The following is an 18,349-nucleotide window of genomic DNA, read 5'->3' on the forward strand; positions in this document are numbered from 1 at the left end:
GCGAATATGTCCAGCACTTTCCGCACAGCGGTCATCCGTACCCCGGCCGGCCCGGATTCCATCGAGATCATCGAGGTTCCCGTGGTCGATCCCGGGCCGGGTGAGGTTCGCGTCGAGATTGCCGCGGCGTCGGTCAACCCCGTCGACCTGGCGCTGGCGGACGGGATGTTCCACGAACTCGGATTCGTCGACCAACCCGACCACACCGGCATCGGGTGGGATTTCGCCGGAACCGTCACCGCCGTCGGCCCCGATGTCGACGTACCGGCCGGTGCTCGCGTGGCGGGCCTCGTCACCGGCTTCGATCGCGATTACGGCACCTACGCGGAGCAACTGATCGTGGCGGCCACCGATATCGCCCTCGTCCCGGACGGGCTCGACCTGACCACAGCGGCTACGGTCCCGATGAACGGCCTGGCCGCCGCCCAAGCGGTCGACCTGCTCGGCGACGGCGCGGGCAGAACTCTGCTCGTGACCGGCGCGGCGGGCACGGTCGGCGCCTACGCGGTCACGTTCGCGCGGGAACGCGGCTGGCTGGTGACCGGACTCGCCCGCACCGATGACGAGCGGTTCGTCCGCGATCTCGGCGCGGATTTCACCACGCGGACCGACGCGCGCGCGTGGGACGCGGTCGTCGACGCCGCCGCCCTCCAGGAACGCGGCCTGGCCCTCGTTCGCGACAACGGCGTGTTCGTCGGCGTACGACCCGGCGCGGAACCGAAGGCCGAACGCGGCGTCACCGTCGGTGCGGTATCCGTCCAGCCCGACGGTACCCGGCTCGCGCGGCTGCTGGCCGATACCGCGAGCGGCCGATTGACGGCGCGCGTGCACGCCGTCGTCCCGCTCGAACAGGCCGCCGAGGCCCACCGCGCGGTCGCGAAGGGTGGCGTACGCGGGAAATACGTGATCCAGCCCTGAATTCGGGGTTCCGGTGACGTGAATTCCCGCGCCGACTCGGCGCCGGGATCGTGGACGTAGTCGAGCGCGTCACCTGTCCCGAGACCCGAACACCTCCCCGCCGCGGGCGACCGAGATCGCCTGCGGCGGGATTATTCTCAGCGCGATCCGAATCGTTGTCCTGTCGACCGAACTCCGGCAGTCTTGGCTATCACACAGCAAGTGACGCGGGCTCGAGGTCGCATCCCTACGCGGGGGAGATCCGGAGGCCGAACCCTATAGGATATTCGACAGCGAATCGGGATGAGACGTGAAACCACTGCGGCACTCGCTGGTCGACGGCGTACACGAGATTCTCACGTCACGTCTGTTCTCCGGCGATATCGCGCCCGGTTCGAGCTTGAACATCGACGCGTTGGCGCGAGAATTGGAAGTGTCGCAAACGCCGATCCGGGAGGCGCTCGCGCGTTTGGCCGCGACGGGTTTGGTCGTTCGGGTCGCGCATATGGGATACCGGGCGGCCGAACTGGTTTCGGACGAGCAGATGAGCGAGATCCTCGACGCCCGTCTGGCTGTCGAACCGACCCTGGCGCGGTTGGCCGCGGGCCGGACCACGGCATCGTTCCTGGATGAACTCGATCGGTCGGTGCGCAGCCTGGAGGCACGAATCGCGGGGGAGTTGTCGCAATCCTCGAACGAAGTACTCGAGCAGAGCGAGGATTTCCACAATCTGATCGCCACCCAATCCGGAAACCGGTTCCTGTCCAACGCGCACGGCACGATCACCGGACATTCTCGCCGATTCCAATTGATGGGCGTCGCGGGGCGTTCCGATCACGTCGAGGTCTTCCACGAGCACGGCCTGATCCTGGACGCGCTGCGCGGCGCCGATCCCGATCGTGCGGAAGCGGCGATGAGATGTCATATCCAGGCGATTCGTGAACGGACCCTGCAAGATCTCGGCGCGATCTCCGAACCCGAATGCGCGTCGTGATACGCGGCGCCTCCGCCACGGCATGATCCTATAGGATATTTTCTCCAATTCTCTTGCATTCCAACACTTTTCTCGGGCGCGACGGTGTGGAAATCCGGCGCCATTCTCCGCGAGCCAGTGTCTCGCCCGAATCAGAAGGAACGAACGTGTCGACTCTGCTCACCGGCCAGGCCGAGCAATCGCCCGGCATCACCCTGTCGGAGGTTCGCAAGAATTACGAGTCCCTCGACGGCGATCAGGTGCTCGGGATCGCTCCGGTCTCGCTCGACATCAGGGCCGGGGAATTCGTCTCCTTCGTCGGGAGGTCGGGCTGCGGCAAATCGACGCTGTTGCGGATGATCGCCGGTCTCACCGCGCCCTCCGGCGGCGCCGTCCACGTCGCGGGTGGTGTCATCCGAGGCCCCGACAAGACGGTCCGCTACGTCTTCCAGAACTACGGCGAATCGCTGCTGCCGTGGAAAACGGTAGGGGACAACGTGGAATTCGGTCTGCGTCACTCGTTGTCACCGCCACCGAAGTCGAAACGGGCCCGCCGTGCGGCGATCGAGCACTACCTCGCGGAGGTGGGACTGCACGGGGTCGCCGCCCGATATCCGAGTGAACTGTCCGGTGGCATGCAACAGCGGGTGGCGATCGCTCGCGCGCTGGCCTCGTCGCCGACGGTGCTGCTGCTCGACGAGCCGTTCAGCGCGGTCGACGCGTTGAGCCGCGCCAATCTCCAGGACCTCGTCCTCCGTCTGTGGGAACAGCACGGCCTGACCGTTCTTTTCGTCACCCACGACATCGACGAGGCCCTGTACCTGTCGGACCGAGTTCTCGTACTCGGCCCGGCGGGAACGGGGATCGTGGCCGATGTCGACGTCGCCCTCGAGCGGCCACGCGATCAGGTGGACACCCGGGAATCCGCGCGCTATCTGTCGCTGCGCCGCGAGGTCATGGAAGCGGTACTGGCATGAGCGCCTCGGTGATCGGTGAACGAGAGGTCGCGGCCCCAGCGTCCGAGAGCGCACCCGCGCGCCGGATTCGCGGCGGCACGATGAAACGAAACGCGCGCACACTCGGCAGGCGATTCTTTCGCAGCCGCGTATTCGGTTGGCTGGCGCTCGTCGCGGTCGTCGTCGCCTGGCAGCTGTCGTCGCAGGTCCGATACAACCCATCGATCTCCTCACCGTCGCGTATCGGCTCCGCGGTGGTGTCGGGTCTGTCCGGCGGCGAATTGCTGACGGCTCTGCTGGACACCCTGCGCACGATGGGAATCGGATTCGCGATCGCGGTTCCGGTGGGTATCGGGGTCGGATTCCTCATGGGCCGCGTACGCGTCATCTGGGCGCTGTTGGAACCGACGGTCGAAATCGCCCGACTGCACCCGACGTCGGCGGTGATCCCGATTCTGATCCTGTTCCTCGGTCTCGGCGACCCGATGAAGATCACCGTCTTCCTGCTGTCCGCGGTATTCCCGCTCCTCATGACCGCCTACGCGGGCGCGCAGAGTGTGTCGCCCACCCTGCGGGAAACCGCCCAGACCTTCCACCTGAACTGGGTGCAGACCCAATGGGAGATAGCGCTGCCCGCGTCGATTCCCTACATTCTCGTCGGCATGCGCCAAGCGCTCGGATCGGCTCTGTTGATGGCGGTCGTGGTGGGCATGCTCGCGGGTAACGGCGGCATCGGCTATTTCATTCTCGAAGCGCAGCAGTCGCTCAATGTGACCGAACTCCTCGCGGGCGTGGTGACGGTAGCCGCCGTCGGATACGTCTTCAACACCATTTTCCTGCGTCTCGAGCGTCGATTCACGCGCTGGCGCCGTACCGACACGATCGGAGATTGATCGCCATGACCGAATCCCGCCCACCACAGCTGGAATTCGGGATATTCAGCTTCGGTGACACCTACCCGCACCCGGTGACCGGTGTGCGGCAAGCACCGGGCGAGAATCTCGCGCACGTCCTCGAACGAATTCGCCTCGCGGATCGGCTCGGACTCGACTATTTCGGTGTCGGAGAACATCATCGCTCGGATTTCTCGATCAGCGCCTGTTCGACGGTGCTCGCCGCGGCGGCCTCGACCACCGAGCGTATCCACCTCGGCACCGCGACCACGGTCCTGACCACCGAAGATCCGGTGCGCCTGTACGAGCAGTTCGCCACACTCGATCTGATCTCGGGTGGCCGCGCCGAACTCGGCGTCGGCAGCGGAGTCTTCGTCGAACCGTTCGCGCTGTTCGGCGGCACGCTCGAGGACAAGGCCGCGGTGTTCGCCGAGAAACTGGCACTGCTCACCGCCATCGACGCGCGCGAGCGGATCACCTTCACCGGTTCCAGTCGCCCACCGATCGACGACGCCGAGGTATGGCCGCGCGCGACCGAAGGCCATCTGAGCATCTGGCAGGCAACCGGACCGTCCTCGGAGTCGTTCCACCGCGCGGCCCGGCTCGGGCTCTCGGTCCAAACCGCCGCCACCGGAGGCGATCTCACGGCATTGCGACCGTTGGTCGCGCGGTATCGAGCGGACGGACTCGAACACGGATGGCCCGCCTCGCGACTGCGGGTCGCCATCGGCGGGCACGGCATCATCGACGACGACAGCCGCCGCGCCCGTGACGAATTCTTCCCCCACTACCGCGACTACATCGCAGGCATGCGCGCCAACCGCGGCAAACCGGCACCGACCCGCGCTCGGTACGACGAGTTGCTCGCCGATCCCGGCAGCGGGATCTTCGCGGGCGATCCGGAACAGGTGGCGGCGAAGATCGTCCACCAGTACCGAGTACTCGGCCACGACCGGCACATATTCCAAATCGATTGGCGCGCTGTCCCGCACGACACGCAGGTGCGCACCATCGAACTCCTGGCCACCGAGGTGGTCCCGCTCGTCCGGGCCGCGTTGGCCTCCGACGAAACCCGTATTCCCTCCTTCGATATCCACGACACCGCAGTTGGAGCAGACACACTATGAGAATCACGAAAGGCGCGCGTCGCGTCGTCACCGTCGCGCTGGCCGGACTGCTGGCCGCGGCACTGACCTCCTGCTCCTCGGACGAGAGCGGTTCTTCCGGCGACAACATCCGCGTCGCGGTCACCACCGGCACCACCAGTGCCGAGATCGCCGCGGCGAAGAACTACTTCCAGGCCCAGAACCTCACCGTGCAGATCAGCACGCTGGCCACCGGCACCGAGACGATCGCCGCGGTGCAGGGCGGCAGCGCCGATATCGCCTACGCGGACACCTTCGCCGCGGTCAACGCCATCAGCAACGGCTTCGATATCGAACTCGTCGCGGGCGCCAACCACACCAGTCCGGCGGTCAGCTATCTGGTTCGCGCCGACAGTGACATCCGGGAACCACGAGACCTGGTCGGCAAGAGCCTCGGGATCGGCGGTGTGCCCTTCTTCCGGGTGTTCGCCAACGGCTTCTTCGAACAGAACCGCATCGACCCGGCTTCGGTGAAATTCAACGTCATCCGTCAGAGCAACGCGCTGCCCGAGGCGTTGGCCAACGGGGCGGTCGACGCCATCCAGACCCTCGGTTACCAGGTCGCCTATCTCAACGACGGTGTCGGGCACCGTTTCCGGACGGTCGGCAACCCGGACACCTCCGCTTTCCAGAATCCCAAGGCGATGCAGGCGGGCTGGTGGACCTCGAAGAAGTGGGGCGAGCGCAATGCCGATGCCGCACAACGCTTCGCCGACGGCTACCGCGCCTTCGCGGCCTGGTACAACGCCGCGAGCGTCGATGAACGCAGCGATCTCTCCGCGCAGTACAACAAGATCGACTACCGCGCCACCGCGGGCGGTGATCAGAAGAAGCTCGACAATCTCGCCTTCGCCACGATCGCCCGCTACATCGATGCTCCCGTCGACCTCGTCGCCACCCAGGAATGGATCGACAAGGGCGCGGCGGTCGCTCCCGACCAGGTACCCGGCGGCGTCGCCCTGAGCGGACACGTCCTGCCCTCGGCCTCGTGACCCTCACCGGAAGCAACCTGTCGGCCGACCCGTCCGTCGCGAAGGCCGCGCCGCGCTGGGACATTATCGTCCTGTGCGCGGCGCTGGCCGGACTCACCATCCTGGACCTGTCCAAGGTGAATGTGGCGCTACCGTCGATCGGGCGCGATCTGCACGCCGACGCCACCGGCATGCAACTGGTCGTCGGCGCCTACATCGTCACCTACGCCCTGACCCTGGTCCCGGCCGGACGACTCGGTGATATCCGCAGTCGCAAACTCCTGATGATCGTGGCCCTGGTGATCTACCTCGCGGCCGGTGTCGGGTGCGCGCTCGCGGTCGACGTGCGGATGCTGGTCATCGCGCGCGCCGTACAGGGCGTCGCGGCGGGAATGCTGATGCCGCAGGTCCTGGGCACCATGCACGCCACCCTCGCCGGTGCCGATCGCGGCCGCGGCTTCGGACTCTACGGCGCGACCGTCAACGCCTCGATCGCGCTCGGGCCGGTCCTGGGCGGTGCGCTCATGGCGCTGTGGCACGGCTCCGACAGTTGGCGAGCGGTGTTCTGGATGAATATCCCGCTCGGACTCGTCGCGCTGTTCGCTGTCCTGCGCTTCGCCCCGCGGGGAGCCGCGGCGACGGTGACGCAAAGGCGCGGCATCGATCCGATCGGACTGCTGCTGTTCGCGCTCGCCCTGGTGTGCACGCTGTATCCGTTCGTCATCACCACCGGCGGTGACGACGACCCCGCCGCGCGTTGGCTCGCGCTGATCCCGGCGCTGATCCTCACGACGGCCTTCGTGTACTGGGAACGAGCGGCGGCCTCGCGTGCACGCCCACCGCTGATCGAACCACGCCTGATCCGGGAATCGACCTACCACAACGGAATAGCGATCGCGGCCTGCTGGTTCGCCGCCAATCTCGGTGTCGTCCTCGTCATCACCCTGTTCCTTCAGGACGGTGTCGGACTGTCGCCGCTGGCTTCGGGACTGGCCAATGTCACCTTCGCCATCGCGGCCGGATTCACCTCGTGGTTCGGCGCCCGCAACGTACCTCTGCGCGGGCGCGGCGTGGTCGTCCTCGGAATCGCGGTCACCCTGCTCGGTCTCGGCGCCACCGCCTGTATCGGGGCCGTTGCGCCGATACACCTCATCGCATTCCTGGTCCCGGTGACGCAATTGATCGCGGGCGCGGGCGCCGGATTGGTGGTGTCGCCGAATCAGGCACTGAGCCTCGAACGGGTCGCCCCCGAACTCGGCGGCACGGCCAGCGCCCTGACCCAACTCGGCCAGCGCGTCGGGAACTCGGTGGGCGTAGCGGCCTGCGGCGCGGTGTATTTCGCGCTGTTGCCCGAAGGCGACGGTTCGGGCGGCGTTCGCTCCGCGTTCCTCGGTGGCATCGCGGTGGTCGGCTCGTTCATGGTCCTCGCGCTGCTCGTGGCCGTCGCCGACCTGCGGCAGCGCCGCACATCCGTCCTCCCCGTGAAGGAGATCCATCCATGACCACCTCCGAACGCCGACAACTCAAGATCGGCTATTCGATCTGGCCCACGGGCCACCACCGCACCGCGTGGCGACTGCCCGAGGCGGTCAACAGCGGCACCACCGACGCGGCGCTGCTGGCGAAATCCATCCGCACCGCCGAACGCGGACTGTTCGACTACTTCTTCATCGGCAACTCGGTCAAGAGCGACCCGCACTCCACCAGGGCCAACGGCAACGAGACCTTCAAGATCGAGGGTTACACGCTCGCCGGATACGCGGCCGCGATCACCGAGCGCATCGGCGTGGTGGTGACGATCAACGCCACCTACTCCGATCCGTACAACACCGCGCGCGCCATCGCCTCCCTCGATCACCTCACCCATGGCAGGGCGGGACTCAACGTCATCACCGGGGTCGCCGGATCCCACGAGGCCGCGGCCAATTTCAGTCGCTCGGCCCATCCGGATACCGAGGACAAGTACGACTGGGCCGACGAATTCACCGACGTCGTCTACGCCCTGCTCGGCAGCTGGGAGCCCGACTGGTTACTCGACGACCGCGCGACGGGCCGCTTCCTCGACCCGGCCAAGGGCCACCGGATCGACCACGAAGGCAAATTCTTCTCGGTACGAGGACCGCTGAACGTGCCGCCACCGCCGCAGGGCCGTATTCCGTTGATCCACGCGGGGACCTCCGAGCGCTCCTTCGAATACGGCGCCAGATACGCCGACATCCGGTTCAGTCCGTATCGCGGCCCGGAATGGAACCGTCGATACTACGACGACATCAAGGGCCGCTTGGCCGCTCACGGCCGTGACCCCGAACACCAGTTCATCCTGCCCGGCTTCACCTTCTTCGTCGCCGACACCACCCGGGAAGCGCGCGCCAAATACCGTGAGATCCAACGATTCACGACCGACGAATACCTGCCCCACGCCGTCTCCGATTTCGTCGGCATCGATCTGTCCTCGGTAAAACCCACCGAGCGGGTGCTCGACGTCATCGACCCCTCGGCGCTGCGCCCGACCCTCACCGGCGCCGATGACCTGGCCGCCGCGGGCAACACCTGGACCATCGATCGCTATACCGGCAACAAGCTGTGGGCCGTCGAACTGGCGCTGGAGGCCTACGGCGGCGACGAAGCGGTCACCTTCCGCGACCTGTTCAACTACATCGCGAATTTCCCCGGGAACCAGGCGCCGGTCGTCGGCGGCGGTCGCGAGGTCGCCGACTGGATCGAGCAGCGATTCGAAGACCGCGAGATCGACGGTGTCAAAGTGTTCCCTCCCTACTCCGAGTACCCGCTCGAAGCGTTCGTCGATCTCGTCGTCCCCGAACTGCAACGGCGCGGTATTTTCCGCACCGAATACACCACCTCGACGCTGCGCGACCATCTCGGCCTGCCCGCCGCACCCTGACCGGCGTCGGCCCGGTCCGTGCTGCCGTGCGGGCGTGAAAGCCGATGTATCAAGCGAATCGGATGATCGAGAAGGCCCCGACGACCACGCAGTACGCGGCGAAGGGCAGCAGCGTGCGGGTCTGGAAGTATCGCTCCAGGAACCGCACGGCCAGCCACGAGGACAGTCCGGAGACGACGGCCCCGACCAGCACCGGCCCCCGGATACCCGCGGTCTCGGGGCCGATCAGTTCCGGAATCTGCAATACGCCCGCGCCCAGGATCGCGGGGGTCGCCAGCAGAAAGGCGAATTTGGCCGCGTGTTCGTGTTCGAGACCGCGCCACAGACCGCCGACCATGGTCAGGCCCGCGCGGCTGAACCCGGTCAGCAGCGCGCCGACCTGTGCCGCGCCGATGCCGAAGGCGTCGCCGAATCCGAGGGCGGCCAAAGGCCGGTCGGCCTGGCGTCGCGGTGGCGCTGTCGCCGTGCGGGCACCGGCGTGGTTCTGCCGCCGGGCGAACCGTCGCCCGTATTCGGCCAGCGACGGTTCGTTACGTCGGCGCAGGGCCTCGCCGATGACGAGCACGACACCGTTGCACACCAGGAAGGTCGCGGCGCATACCGGTGCGGCGAAGAGCGCGTGCAGCGGATGTTGCAGTAGCGGACCGAGTACGGCGACGGGAACGGTGGCGATGAGGATCAATATCGCCAGCCGTTGCGACACGGTGTCGAGCCGCCCGGTTCGTATCGTGGTGACCAGACCGGTCACGATGGCGAGCCAATCCCGCCGGTAGTGTCCGAGCAGCGCCACCGCCGTTCCCACGTGCAATGCCACCACGAACGCCAGATACGGTGTGCGCGTGGTCGACTCGCCCTCGGTGACCAACTCCTGCCAATCACCGCCGAGCCACGCCGCGACCAGTACCGAATGTCCGAGACTGGAGATGGGAAACAGTTCGGTGACACCCTGCACCGCACCGATGACAGTCGCTTGGAAGTAGGTGAGCATCGCGATGAGTCTCGCATGCGCGCAACGGATTCCCGGATCGACCCCGACCGGGTCCTATATGCCCGAATCGTTGCTACCGCAGCGACTTTCGTCCGATTCGCGCCGATGCCGCAGGGGAGATGCGGCTGCCCTGCGAGCCGGACGCGAGTTTTCGGCCTACAACGCCCGGTAGTAGAACGACGCCAACTTCGGGCCGTGTCCACCGTCGAATCGGACGGTGACTTTCCATTCGCCCGGGGCGGGGACGATGAGTTGGTCGCTGCGCCACACCAGGGTTCCGTTGTCCTCGACGGCATCGGTCAATCTGACCGGCAGGCGGGCGACATTGGCGGACGCGGACGACAGGTCGACGCTGACGGCGGGCGAGTCGCCCCGGCGTGCGGTGGTGTTCGCCCTCGGATGCTCGATGGTGAGCCGCTGCGGGCCGCGGCGAACGGAATCGATATCGACGTGCAGGATTTCGGCGGATCCGAAGTCGAGCGTGGTCGCGAGGTCGGTGGTGTAGGTGTCCTTGGCCGGGGGTAACGTCGTCAGTACCGAGGTCGCCGCCAGCACGGCGACCGCCAGCCCGGTCTCCAGGGCGACGAGGCGCGGCGCCCCGGTGTCCGCGCCGACGCGACGCGAGCGTCGGTAGGCGCCGTATCCGAGCCCGGCGACGACCGTCGCGCCGAGGACCTTGCCGACCAGGACGAGACCGTATGTCGTCTCGAGGAGCGCGGCCAGGGGCCGCACCTGAAGGAAGGTCAGCAGCAGTCCGCCGGCGACCGCGACAGCCACGTGCGCGACGGCGACCGCGTGCCATCGTCGAAGCTCGGGCACGCCGCGGTGCACCAGGACGATCACGGCGACACCGCCCAGCCAGACGGTGATCCCGTACACGTGAATCACCGTGCCGAGGAACGACCACGGCCAACCCTGCACGGAGCCGCCGTGGCCCCCCAGCGATACCGCGAGTACCGCCGCGATCGCTTGCGCCACCAGAAGCGGCGTGTGCCGACGGCCCGGCGGTGCGAGGGCGGCGGCCGAGAGTGTCACCGCGACGGCCGTCGCGAGCCCGTGCGGTGTGGCGAGCAGGGTCCGCGCGCTCGACGCCGACACCTGCGAGAGTCCGCCGGACTGCTGTGCCGCGAGTACCGCGAAACGGGATAGGAGGCCGACGATCGCTAATCCGGCGCCGACGCGATAGGTCACCCGGAATCGGCGCAGACCCGTCGCCGTCGGCCATACCCACCGCGCCGAGGCGAACAGCCCCGCCGACATGACCAGTCCGAGATAGCTGATCCCCTTGCTCGGATAGTTCAGATACTGCTCGAACCCGGCGGCGGTGTCGTCGGAGAACTGCCCCTGTTCGGTGACCGATCCCACGGTGAACTGGATCGAGAGCGAGACCACGTGGGTATCCGCCGAAACGACGCGCGCGGTGGCCAGGTAGGCCCCGTCCGGCACGACATCGGCCGGAACCAGGACGACACTGCGCTGGCCGTCGTCGAGCCGCACGTCCGCGAGACCGCATCTCTCTCCGCCGCTGTCGATCAGCTGCGCCGAACCCTCGACCAGGGTGACCGGCTCGTTGAGTCGTAGCAGGAGTTCACCGGGCGACTTGTCGGTATGGGTGCCATTGGCGGGGGACGTCGATTCGAGCCCGGCATGCGCCGACGCGGCACCGGCCGCCCACATCGAACTCGCTGTGACGACGAGGAATACGAACAACCACGGCAGGACGCTACGAACCCGTGACACGGTCCCGCCGCAACACCCACGCGACCGCGACCGAGGCGGCGAGAGCGAGAAGGAGGCCGATCACCGAAATCGAATGCCACAGCCCATCCGACGACTCGTTCGCGCCGGGGGCCGCCGTGTCGTCGTGATGACTCGCCCCGGCCGCCGTGGCGGACTCGCCGTGCCCGCCGTCGTGGCCGTGTCCATCGGCCGCCGCGTTCAGCGTCACGATCGGGGCCGGATGCTCGGGCTCGCTGGCCTTGTCGACCGCCACCTCGTTCCACGACACCACCGAGCCGTCGCTGTAGCGCTGATCCGATGGCAGCGCCACCGAATCCTTGCCCTTGGGCCACGGGCCACCGGAGAAGGAGAACTCCCGGTATTCGGTGTTGCCGAACCCGTTCGCCGGGTCGGTCGCGGTCCACACGATCCGCGACACTCGCTCGGCACTGCCCACCTTCTGGCGTTCGACTGTCGCGGTCCAGCCCGGAATAGGCAGTGTCCTCGCGGATTTCAGGTCGACACCCTCCGGAATCGTCACGGTGAGGGCGACCGTCGCGGCGCGCTCCGACTCGCCGGGCACGATCAAACGCACGATTCCGTAGCCGCCCTGCGTGACCGGTGTGCCGTCGGAGCGGACATGGGCGGCGGCGGGGGCCGCGAAAGCCACGGCCGCGAGAACCGACGCGAGAGCAACGGCAACCGACCGCCGGGGGAAATGCTTCCGCGCGGGTGCTCGTTGTCCGCGGGAGTCGCTGTCGACCATGGTCGTCCTTCTGAAATCGTTCGATGGATATCGGCCGACAGGCGCGGCCGAAGCGGGGGTCATCTGCTGGTTCCCGCGGTCGCGGGAATATTCGTGCCGTGGTACTTCGTCTCCAGGAACTGCGCCAGCTCGGGGGTTTCCAGGGCGTGCGTCAGTTCGAGAACCCGTTGATCGCCGGCCAGCCGGGACGGCGCGACGAGTACGTGGGTGTAGGGGTTGTCCCGGCCGGGTTCGATGGCGAGCGCGTCCTCGGCCGGATCGAGGCCGATCGATGCGGCGTGCTTGGGGCTGAGCACGACCGCGTCGTAGTTGCGGTAGATGGACTCGAGGTATTCGCCGTAATCGAGCCCGAGCAGGGTGAGGTGTCGCAGCGAATCCAGCACGTTCGCCTGGGTGATCGTGAGATCCGCCGCAGACGTGCCGCCGAACGGGCGATCGAGTTTCACCAATCCCGAACTCTGCAACAGATAGAGTCCGCGCGCGAAACCGGTCGGAGTGGCGGGCAGAACGACCTGCGAGCCGTGCGGGAGACTTTTTCCGGTGACCTGATCCGCCACCAGTCCCACGTTCACCCAGTCCTCGGTCGACGCGACATCTTTCCATTTGGATGAATACAGCGCGTAGGGCACCACATTGACCTTGGAGACGACACTCAGATTGTCGAACGAATTCTTTTCCTTGTCGGCCTCGAACGCGGGGATGTGCTGGTAGTAGGAAAGGTCACCGTCGCCCGCCGCGACCTTCGAATTCGAATCCTCGGACGCGTCGACCAGTTTCACCTTCACCGAATCCGGCAGAATATTCTCGACCGCGTACTCCAGGATCTCCCGATCGTCTCCCGCCCCCACGTAGACGACGAGTGCGTCCCCGTCGGCCGCGGAATCGTAGGCGACCGTCGTCGTCTCCGATCCGCAACCCAGCACGCCTGTCGCCATCACCAGGGTGAACGCCGCCGCCGCGAGGAAGCCGCGACGGCCGCGAATCCTCTGTCGCCCCAGCGGATTCATGACTTGTTCGTCAGACCGCGTTGCCAGGACGTCAGACGCCATTCGGCGACCGTCATCACCGCGTTGACCAGGATGCCGATCAGGCCCAGCGCGAGGATTCCCGCGTACATCTGCGGGGTCTGATACCGCAGCGCGGCATTGTTGATGTAGATGCCGATTCCGTGCGCGCCACCGACCAGTTCGGCCGCGACGAGCGCGGTGAACGCGTTGGCCGCCGCCAACCGGATGCCGGGGAAGATCGCCGGGATCGCCGCGGGAAGGACGACACGGGTGAAGATGTACCCGCGCCCCGCGCCGAGGGTCCGCGCCGCGTTGATCAGTAGGCGCTCGACCCCGCCGACCGCGCCGACCGCGTTGATGAAGATGGGCCAGAAGCACGCCCACACCACGATCGCGACCTTCGATTCCTCGCCGATTCCGAGGAAGACGACGAAGACGGGCAGCAGTGCCAGCAGCGAGAGGTTGCGGAAGAACAGCAGGACGGGTTCGGCGAGCCGCTGGAAGATCGGGAACGAACCCACGAAGATGCCCAGGGCGATACCCGTGACCAGGGCGATCACGAATCCGAGCAACGCCCGCTGCACACTGGGCAGGACCTCGGACCGCAATGTTCCGTCGGCGAGGCCGTCGATGAACGCTCGGACGGTGTCCTGCGGTGTCGACAGGTAGAGGTCGCTGACGGAACCGGAGTCGACCACCCACCACCACAGGGCCAGGAAGAAGACGAGGCCGACAGCCCCGTAGACGACCCTGCCGTATTTCGCGAGCCACGGGTTGGGCGCCTTGGGTGGGACGAGATCCTCGTCGTGCAGGCGGTCTCCGCCGAGCGGGGGCTCAGTGATCGTCGTTGCCAAGGCGCACCTCCTCTTCGAGGATCCGCGCGACTCGGGAGCGGATGTGGACGAAATCCTCGGAACTACGGGTCTCGAGGTCGCGTGGACGTGGCAGGTCCACATCGATCAGTGCCTTCACCGTGCCCGGTGCCCGCGTCATGACCGCGATGCGATCGGACAGGAAGATGGCCTCGTCGATCGAGTGGGTGACGAACAGGACCGTCTTCTTGGTCTCACCGGCTTCCCAGATGCGCAGCAGTTCGCCCTGGAGGAATTCGCGGGTCTGCGCGTCCAGGGCCGCGAAGGGCTCGTCGAATACCAGCACCTCGGGCTCGTAGGCGAGAACTCGAGCGATCGCGACCCGCTGGCGCATACCGCCGGAGAGTTGGTGTGGCAGTCGATCGGCGGCGGATTCCAGCCCCACCGTCTTGAGCACCTTCGCCGCCCGCTCCCTGCGCTCGGCCTTCGGGACGCCGCGAATCTTCAGTCCCACCTCGACATTTCGCTGTGCCGTCAACCACGGGAACAGGGCATAACCCTGGAACACGACGCCGACGTTCTTGTTGACGCCCTCGACCCGCTTGCCGTCGATGAGGACGGCGCCTCCGTTGTAGGACTCGAGACCGGCGAGGACGTTGAGGAACGTGGACTTGCCGCAGCCGCTCGGACCGAGCAGGGAGACGAATTCGCCCGCGCCGATCCTGAGGTCGAATCCGTCGAGCACCGCGGTGGCTTCCCCGCCCGACCTCCATCCGGTCTTCGGAAAGAGTTTGGTGACGCGTTTGGCCTCGATCTTCCAGTCCGTGCGTGCCGGGGGTCGGAGGCTGGGTCCCGCATCCGTTTCTCGTTGCTCGACGAGCACTTGCTGACTCATGTCAATCGACTTTTCTCTGGGTGGATGATGACGCCGGGCCCGGAATCGAGCCGGGCCCGGCGGAAACAGGTGTTTCGCGTTCAGTGGCGAGCGCGTCGAATCACTCTTCGACGCCCTGGATGTCGACGAGCTTGGTCTCGAGCACCCGGTCGTTCTGTTCCTGATCGAGGATCACCGTGTTGTGATCCTGGGTTTCCAGGAGATCGGCCGTCTTGGCGTAGGGATTGAAGGCGTTGGTCGCGATGTCCTCCGGCTTCAGGTGCTCCGAGCCCGGCAGCGGAGTGCCCACCTCTTCCACGAGGTCCCACCAGAGTTGCAGGCTGGCCTTGTCGAGCAGCGCGTTGGGCGCGTAGTGCCAGTTGGTTGTCTGCTCGACCGGGTAGCCGGTGGTCTTGCCCGCGATCTCCGCCGACTCCTTGGGATGGGCGTTGGCCCAGTTCGCCGTCTTCGCGATGATGCCGACGAATTCACGCGCGGCCTGCGGATTCTTCTGCAACCACGCGTTGCTCGCGACATACGGGGCTTGGCCGCCGAGCGGCCCCCAGTCGTCGTAGGAGGTGAAGGCCTGGGTGAACTTGTCCGGCTTGCTGAGCAACACACCGACCAGCGGTGGGTGGAAGACGCCGAGGTCGACCTCGCCCCGTTCGATCGCGGGGGCGATGAGTTCGGGCTTGAGTTCGAGGAAGTTGACCCGGGCCACGTCGACGCCGTTGTTCTTCAGATACCGCTTGATGACCAGGTCGACACAGCTGTTGAAGCCGTTGACGCCCACCGTTTTACCCTCGAGGGCCTTCAGGTTGTCCTTGGTGATGTTCGAGCCCGCCTTGGTGAAGTAGGCCATATGCGGCTCCTTCGGCAGGTCGAGCATGCTGGACGCGATGGCGGTGAATTTGAAACCCTTCACCTTGCCGTCGATGTCGTTGTTGAACATCCCGGTCGCGATATCGATCTTGCCCTGGTCCAGCAATTGCACCGCGGGCACCGCGGTGGCGGGCCCGACGTATTCCGGCCGAACACCGGCGTTGTCCCAGTAGCCCAATTCTTCCGCGATCCTGACGAGTGACAGAGCGGTGGGCGAGTTTGCGAAGCGGAAGTACACCACCCCTTCCTCTTTGCCGCTACCGCATCCCGCCAGCAGCACCGGCGCCGCGACGAGCAGTGCCGATAATGCCGACAATTTCTTTATCAGGCGCAATCTTCCGAAGACACTCATGCTCGCGCTCCCGGATGCGTTGTTCTGCCGCTCACGGCGTTTCCTCTCTCGCGGTGGTCCGATCGCCGGTTGTGCCCGGCCGATCACTACCGAGGAATGGTTTTGATTCAGAAGGTAAGCCGCACAACAGGGTTTACCTACCGATAAATTCATGGTGAACGGAGGTCTGGGCGCACCGTATTTGAAGAATCTCTTAATGATGATGTGCGAAACCTTGTAGGTGGGAATTGTTTTCGCGTCGGACCTCGGTGCCGGACCGACCGCGCGCGGACCCGGTCAGGGCCTGACGGCGGTGGCGTAGAGCACCTCGACCGCTGCCATGTCGAGGTGTCGCGAATCGAGGGCAGCGCGGTAGGCGAACTCGAAGTGGCGCAGCAGATTCGAGTCGAGACGAGCCTGGAGGTGTTCGCGGTGGAGACGCGCGTGCACGGTCCACGAGTGTTCGAGATCGGCCCGGCCCATGCGGACCGTGCCGGAATGGATCACGACGTCGCCGAATCCCGCGCTCGACAGGGCCGCCACGCAGGCCGTCTCGCTGCCCGAACCCGCTGCGGCATCGCCCAATTCGACCCCGTACTCCCGCGCGAGGCGCCGGAACAGCCGTGCGGCCGGGGGATGACCTTCGCGCATGGTGGAGAACCCGACCCGACCACCCGGCCGCAGCACCCGGCGCCATTCGCCGAGAGCCCGCGCCACGGGCATGTAGAGCAGCGACGCGCTGCCGACGACGACATCGACGCTGGCGTCGGATAGCGGAAGCGCCGTGGCATCGGCGACGATGGGCGCCACCACGGGACCGGTCGGCCGGGTCTCGAACCGTCCGTGTCGCAGCATGCGCTGGGAGAGGTCGACGGCGAGGACCCGGCCCTCGGGGTCGAGCCGTGCGGCGATGGCCGTGCTCGCGGTACCGGTGCCCGCGCCTGCGTCGACGACGGTGTCGGTGGCCTCGATCGTGAGTGCGGCGACCAGGCCTGCGGCGTAGTCGGCGTGCCAGCCGCCTGTGCCGTATTCGTCGGCGCGCTCGTCGAAATGCGCGCGTACGTCGTGCGCCCCCCGCATGGCACCAGGGTAGGGCAGGACGGTGCCTCGCGCGGGCGGATCGCCGCCGTGGTGGAACGGCTCGAGCTGCGTCGAACCCTGCTGCGGGGTGGGGGGGAGGCCGTAGGGTCTAGCGGGGCTCCCCGCCGGGTGCCCGCGTGCGATCCGTCCCGCAGCTCAAAGGAGAACCATGGGTGACTCGTCTTCACTGCGTCGTATCGGGAGTTCCGGCCTGGCCGTCTCGGTCGTCGGTCTCGGGACCAACAATTTCGGGATGAAGCTCGATCTCGAGCAGAGCAGGGCGGTGGTGCACGCGGCCCTCGATCACGGTATCAATCTGATCGATACCGCGGATTCCTACGGCGAGTCCGAGCGGCGCATCGGCGAGATCCTCCAGGGCAAGCGCGACGATGTCGTGATCGCGACCAAATTCGGCAACGACGTGCGCAGGCTCGGCGAGGACAACGGCCAGGACTGGGGTGCGCGTGGATCGCGACGCTACATCCGGCGCGCGGTCGAGCAGTCGTTGCGCAGGCTGCGCACGGACTGGATCGACCTCTACCAATTCCACCGTCCCGATCCCGAGACCCCGATCGAGGAAACCCTGTCCGCGCTCGACGATCTCGTGCACGAGGGCAAGATCCGCTACCTCGGGCACTCGAATTTCAGCGGCTGGCAGACCGCCGACGCCGAATGGATCGCCAGGACCAGGAACCTCGAGCGTTTCATCAGCGCGCAGAACGAGTACAGCCTGTTGCAACGGGGGATCGAGGCCGATCTCGTCCCGGCGTTGCAGCACTACCGGATCGGCCTGCTCCCGTTCTTCCCTCTGGCCAGTGGACTTCTCACCGGCAAGTACAAGCGCGGCGTGCCCGCGCCCGCGGGCAGCCGCATCGCCGCGTGGAATCGCGAATCGGTCCTCACCGACGCGACTTTCGACGTCCTGGAGAAGCTGGAGGATTTCGCGGCGCAACGGTCGATCACCCTGCTCGAGGTCGCCATCGGCGGTCTCGCCGCCCAGCCTGCCGTGAGTTCGGTCATCGCGGGCGCCACCTCGCCCGAACAGGTCGAGGCCAATGTCCGAGCGGGACAGTGGCAGCCCACCCCGGAGGATCTCGCGGAGATCGACCGCATCACCACACGCGAGAGCTGAGATGTTGTCGCCGTTGCCGGA

17 protein-coding genes are annotated in these 18,349 nt (G+C 66.6%); 9 read left to right on the forward strand and 8 right to left on the reverse strand.

The genetic code is table 11. From position 1 onward, the window contains the following. The first annotated feature begins 6 nt into the window (after positions 1-6). The 8 genes from DAT37_RS17095 (at position 7) to DAT37_RS17130 (ending at position 8,737) form a co-directional block, all read left to right on the forward strand. Positions 7-918 carry an NADP-dependent oxidoreductase gene (locus DAT37_RS17095; RefSeq protein ID WP_109525765.1) on the forward strand — a complete coding sequence of 304 codons (912 nt, stop codon included), beginning with the start codon at positions 7-9 and terminating at the stop codon, positions 916-918. Positions 919-1,207: 289 nt separating this feature from the next. Further along, entirely contained in the window at positions 1,208-1,891 is a 684-nt protein-coding gene (locus DAT37_RS17100) for a GntR family transcriptional regulator (protein WP_109525766.1), read from the forward strand. 146 nt (positions 1,892-2,037) lie between these two features. Next, the gene (locus DAT37_RS17105) at positions 2,038-2,847 is read left to right on the forward strand and encodes an ABC transporter ATP-binding protein (protein WP_198654307.1); all 810 of its coding nucleotides are present in this window, start codon (positions 2,038-2,040) and stop codon (positions 2,845-2,847) included. Then, entirely contained in the window at positions 2,844-3,719 is an 876-nt protein-coding gene (locus tag DAT37_RS17110) for an ABC transporter permease (protein WP_109525767.1), read from the forward strand. The genes DAT37_RS17105 and DAT37_RS17110 overlap by 4 nt, the downstream gene beginning before the upstream one ends. Positions 3,720-3,724: 5 nt before the next feature. Continuing rightward, positions 3,725-4,846, forward strand: a complete 1,122-nt coding sequence (locus DAT37_RS17115; RefSeq protein ID WP_198654308.1) for an LLM class flavin-dependent oxidoreductase — start codon at positions 3,725-3,727, stop codon at positions 4,844-4,846. After that, on the forward strand, positions 4,843-5,856 hold the full coding sequence (locus tag DAT37_RS17120) for an ABC transporter substrate-binding protein (RefSeq protein WP_109525768.1): 1,014 nt from the start codon (positions 4,843-4,845) through the stop codon (positions 5,854-5,856). The genes DAT37_RS17115 and DAT37_RS17120 overlap by 4 nt, the downstream gene beginning before the upstream one ends. After that, positions 5,853-7,337 carry an MFS transporter gene (locus DAT37_RS17125; protein ID WP_157978518.1) on the forward strand — a complete coding sequence of 495 codons (1,485 nt, stop codon included), beginning with the start codon at positions 5,853-5,855 and terminating at the stop codon, positions 7,335-7,337. The genes DAT37_RS17120 and DAT37_RS17125 overlap by 4 nt, the downstream gene beginning before the upstream one ends. Beyond that, a complete protein-coding gene (locus DAT37_RS17130) occupies positions 7,334-8,737 on the forward strand; it encodes an NtaA/DmoA family FMN-dependent monooxygenase (protein ID WP_109525769.1) in 1,404 nt (467 codons plus the stop codon). Before DAT37_RS17125 ends, DAT37_RS17130 begins: the two co-directional genes overlap by 4 nt. Before the next feature lie 49 nt (positions 8,738-8,786). On the opposite strand, the gene DAT37_RS17135 is transcribed toward DAT37_RS17130, so the two are convergent. The 8 genes from DAT37_RS17135 to DAT37_RS17170 all read right to left on the reverse strand — a co-directional run bounded on the left by DAT37_RS17135 (position 8,787) and on the right by DAT37_RS17170 (position 17,196). Further along, positions 8,787-9,731: an undecaprenyl-diphosphate phosphatase gene (locus tag DAT37_RS17135; RefSeq protein WP_109525770.1), complete on the reverse strand. Its 945-nt coding sequence runs from the start codon at positions 9,729-9,731 to the stop codon at positions 8,787-8,789. Positions 9,732-9,881: 150 nt separating this feature from the next. Continuing rightward, positions 9,882-11,465 (reverse strand): copper resistance CopC/CopD family protein, encoded by a 1,584-nt coding sequence (locus DAT37_RS17140; protein ID WP_109525771.1) that lies wholly within the window; start codon positions 11,463-11,465, stop codon positions 9,882-9,884. Further along, complete coding sequence (locus DAT37_RS17145; RefSeq protein WP_232839810.1) at positions 11,449-12,114, reverse strand: YcnI family copper-binding membrane protein; 666 nt, start codon at positions 12,112-12,114, stop codon at positions 11,449-11,451. Before DAT37_RS17145 ends, DAT37_RS17140 begins: the two co-directional genes overlap by 17 nt. A gap of 155 nt (positions 12,115-12,269) precedes the next feature. Beyond that, on the reverse strand, positions 12,270-13,217 hold the full coding sequence (locus DAT37_RS17150) for a MetQ/NlpA family ABC transporter substrate-binding protein (RefSeq protein ID WP_232839811.1): 948 nt from the start codon (positions 13,215-13,217) through the stop codon (positions 12,270-12,272). Beyond that, positions 13,214-14,071, reverse strand: a complete 858-nt coding sequence (locus tag DAT37_RS17155; RefSeq protein ID WP_198654337.1) for an ABC transporter permease — start codon at positions 14,069-14,071, stop codon at positions 13,214-13,216. The genes DAT37_RS17150 and DAT37_RS17155 overlap by 4 nt, the downstream gene beginning before the upstream one ends. After that, on the reverse strand, positions 14,052-14,924 hold the full coding sequence (locus tag DAT37_RS17160; RefSeq protein WP_109525773.1) for an ABC transporter ATP-binding protein: 873 nt from the start codon (positions 14,922-14,924) through the stop codon (positions 14,052-14,054). The genes DAT37_RS17155 and DAT37_RS17160 overlap by 20 nt, the downstream gene beginning before the upstream one ends. 100 nt (positions 14,925-15,024) lie before the next feature. Next, positions 15,025-16,137: an ABC transporter substrate-binding protein gene (locus DAT37_RS17165; protein ID WP_109525774.1), complete on the reverse strand. Its 1,113-nt coding sequence runs from the start codon at positions 16,135-16,137 to the stop codon at positions 15,025-15,027. Between the two features lie 276 nt (positions 16,138-16,413). Then, on the reverse strand, positions 16,414-17,196 hold the full coding sequence (locus tag DAT37_RS17170; protein ID WP_109525775.1) for a class I SAM-dependent methyltransferase: 783 nt from the start codon (positions 17,194-17,196) through the stop codon (positions 16,414-16,416). A gap of 169 nt (positions 17,197-17,365) precedes the next feature. On the opposite strand from DAT37_RS17170, the gene DAT37_RS17175 reads away from it, so the two are divergent. Next, positions 17,366-18,328 carry an aldo/keto reductase gene (locus tag DAT37_RS17175; RefSeq protein WP_109525776.1) on the forward strand — a complete coding sequence of 321 codons (963 nt, stop codon included), beginning with the start codon at positions 17,366-17,368 and terminating at the stop codon, positions 18,326-18,328. Positions 18,329-18,349: the final 21 nt, after the last annotated feature.

It is taken from the genome of Nocardia aurea, assembly GCF_003123685.1.
GTDB classification, from domain to species: Bacteria; Actinomycetota; Actinomycetes; order Mycobacteriales; family Mycobacteriaceae; genus Nocardia; species Nocardia aurea.

Excerpts from the sequence above, each read along its gene's own strand:
- DAT37_RS17095 (WP_109525765.1), top strand. The coding sequence starts at position 7 with ATGTCCAGCACTTTCCGCACAGCGGTCATCCGTACCCCGGCCGGCCCG.
- DAT37_RS17110 (WP_109525767.1), top strand. The coding sequence starts at position 2,844 with ATGAGCGCCTCGGTGATCGGTGAACGAGAGGTCGCGGCCCCAGCGTCC.
- DAT37_RS17115 (WP_198654308.1), top strand. The coding sequence starts at position 3,725 with ATGACCGAATCCCGCCCACCACAGCTGGAATTCGGGATATTCAGCTTC.
- DAT37_RS17120 (WP_109525768.1), top strand. The coding sequence starts at position 4,843 with ATGAGAATCACGAAAGGCGCGCGTCGCGTCGTCACCGTCGCGCTGGCC.
- DAT37_RS17130 (WP_109525769.1), top strand. The coding sequence starts at position 7,334 with ATGACCACCTCCGAACGCCGACAACTCAAGATCGGCTATTCGATCTGG.
- DAT37_RS17150 (WP_232839811.1), bottom strand. The coding sequence starts at position 13,217 with ATGAATCCGCTGGGGCGACAGAGGATTCGCGGCCGTCGCGGCTTCCTC.
- DAT37_RS17160 (WP_109525773.1), bottom strand. The coding sequence starts at position 14,924 with ATGAGTCAGCAAGTGCTCGTCGAGCAACGAGAAACGGATGCGGGACCC.
- DAT37_RS17165 (WP_109525774.1), bottom strand. The coding sequence starts at position 16,137 with ATGAGTGTCTTCGGAAGATTGCGCCTGATAAAGAAATTGTCGGCATTA.
- DAT37_RS17170 (WP_109525775.1), bottom strand. The coding sequence starts at position 17,196 with ATGCGGGGGGCGCACGACGTACGCGCGCATTTCGACGAGCGCGCCGAC.
- DAT37_RS17175 (WP_109525776.1), top strand. The coding sequence starts at position 17,366 with ATGGGTGACTCGTCTTCACTGCGTCGTATCGGGAGTTCCGGCCTGGCC.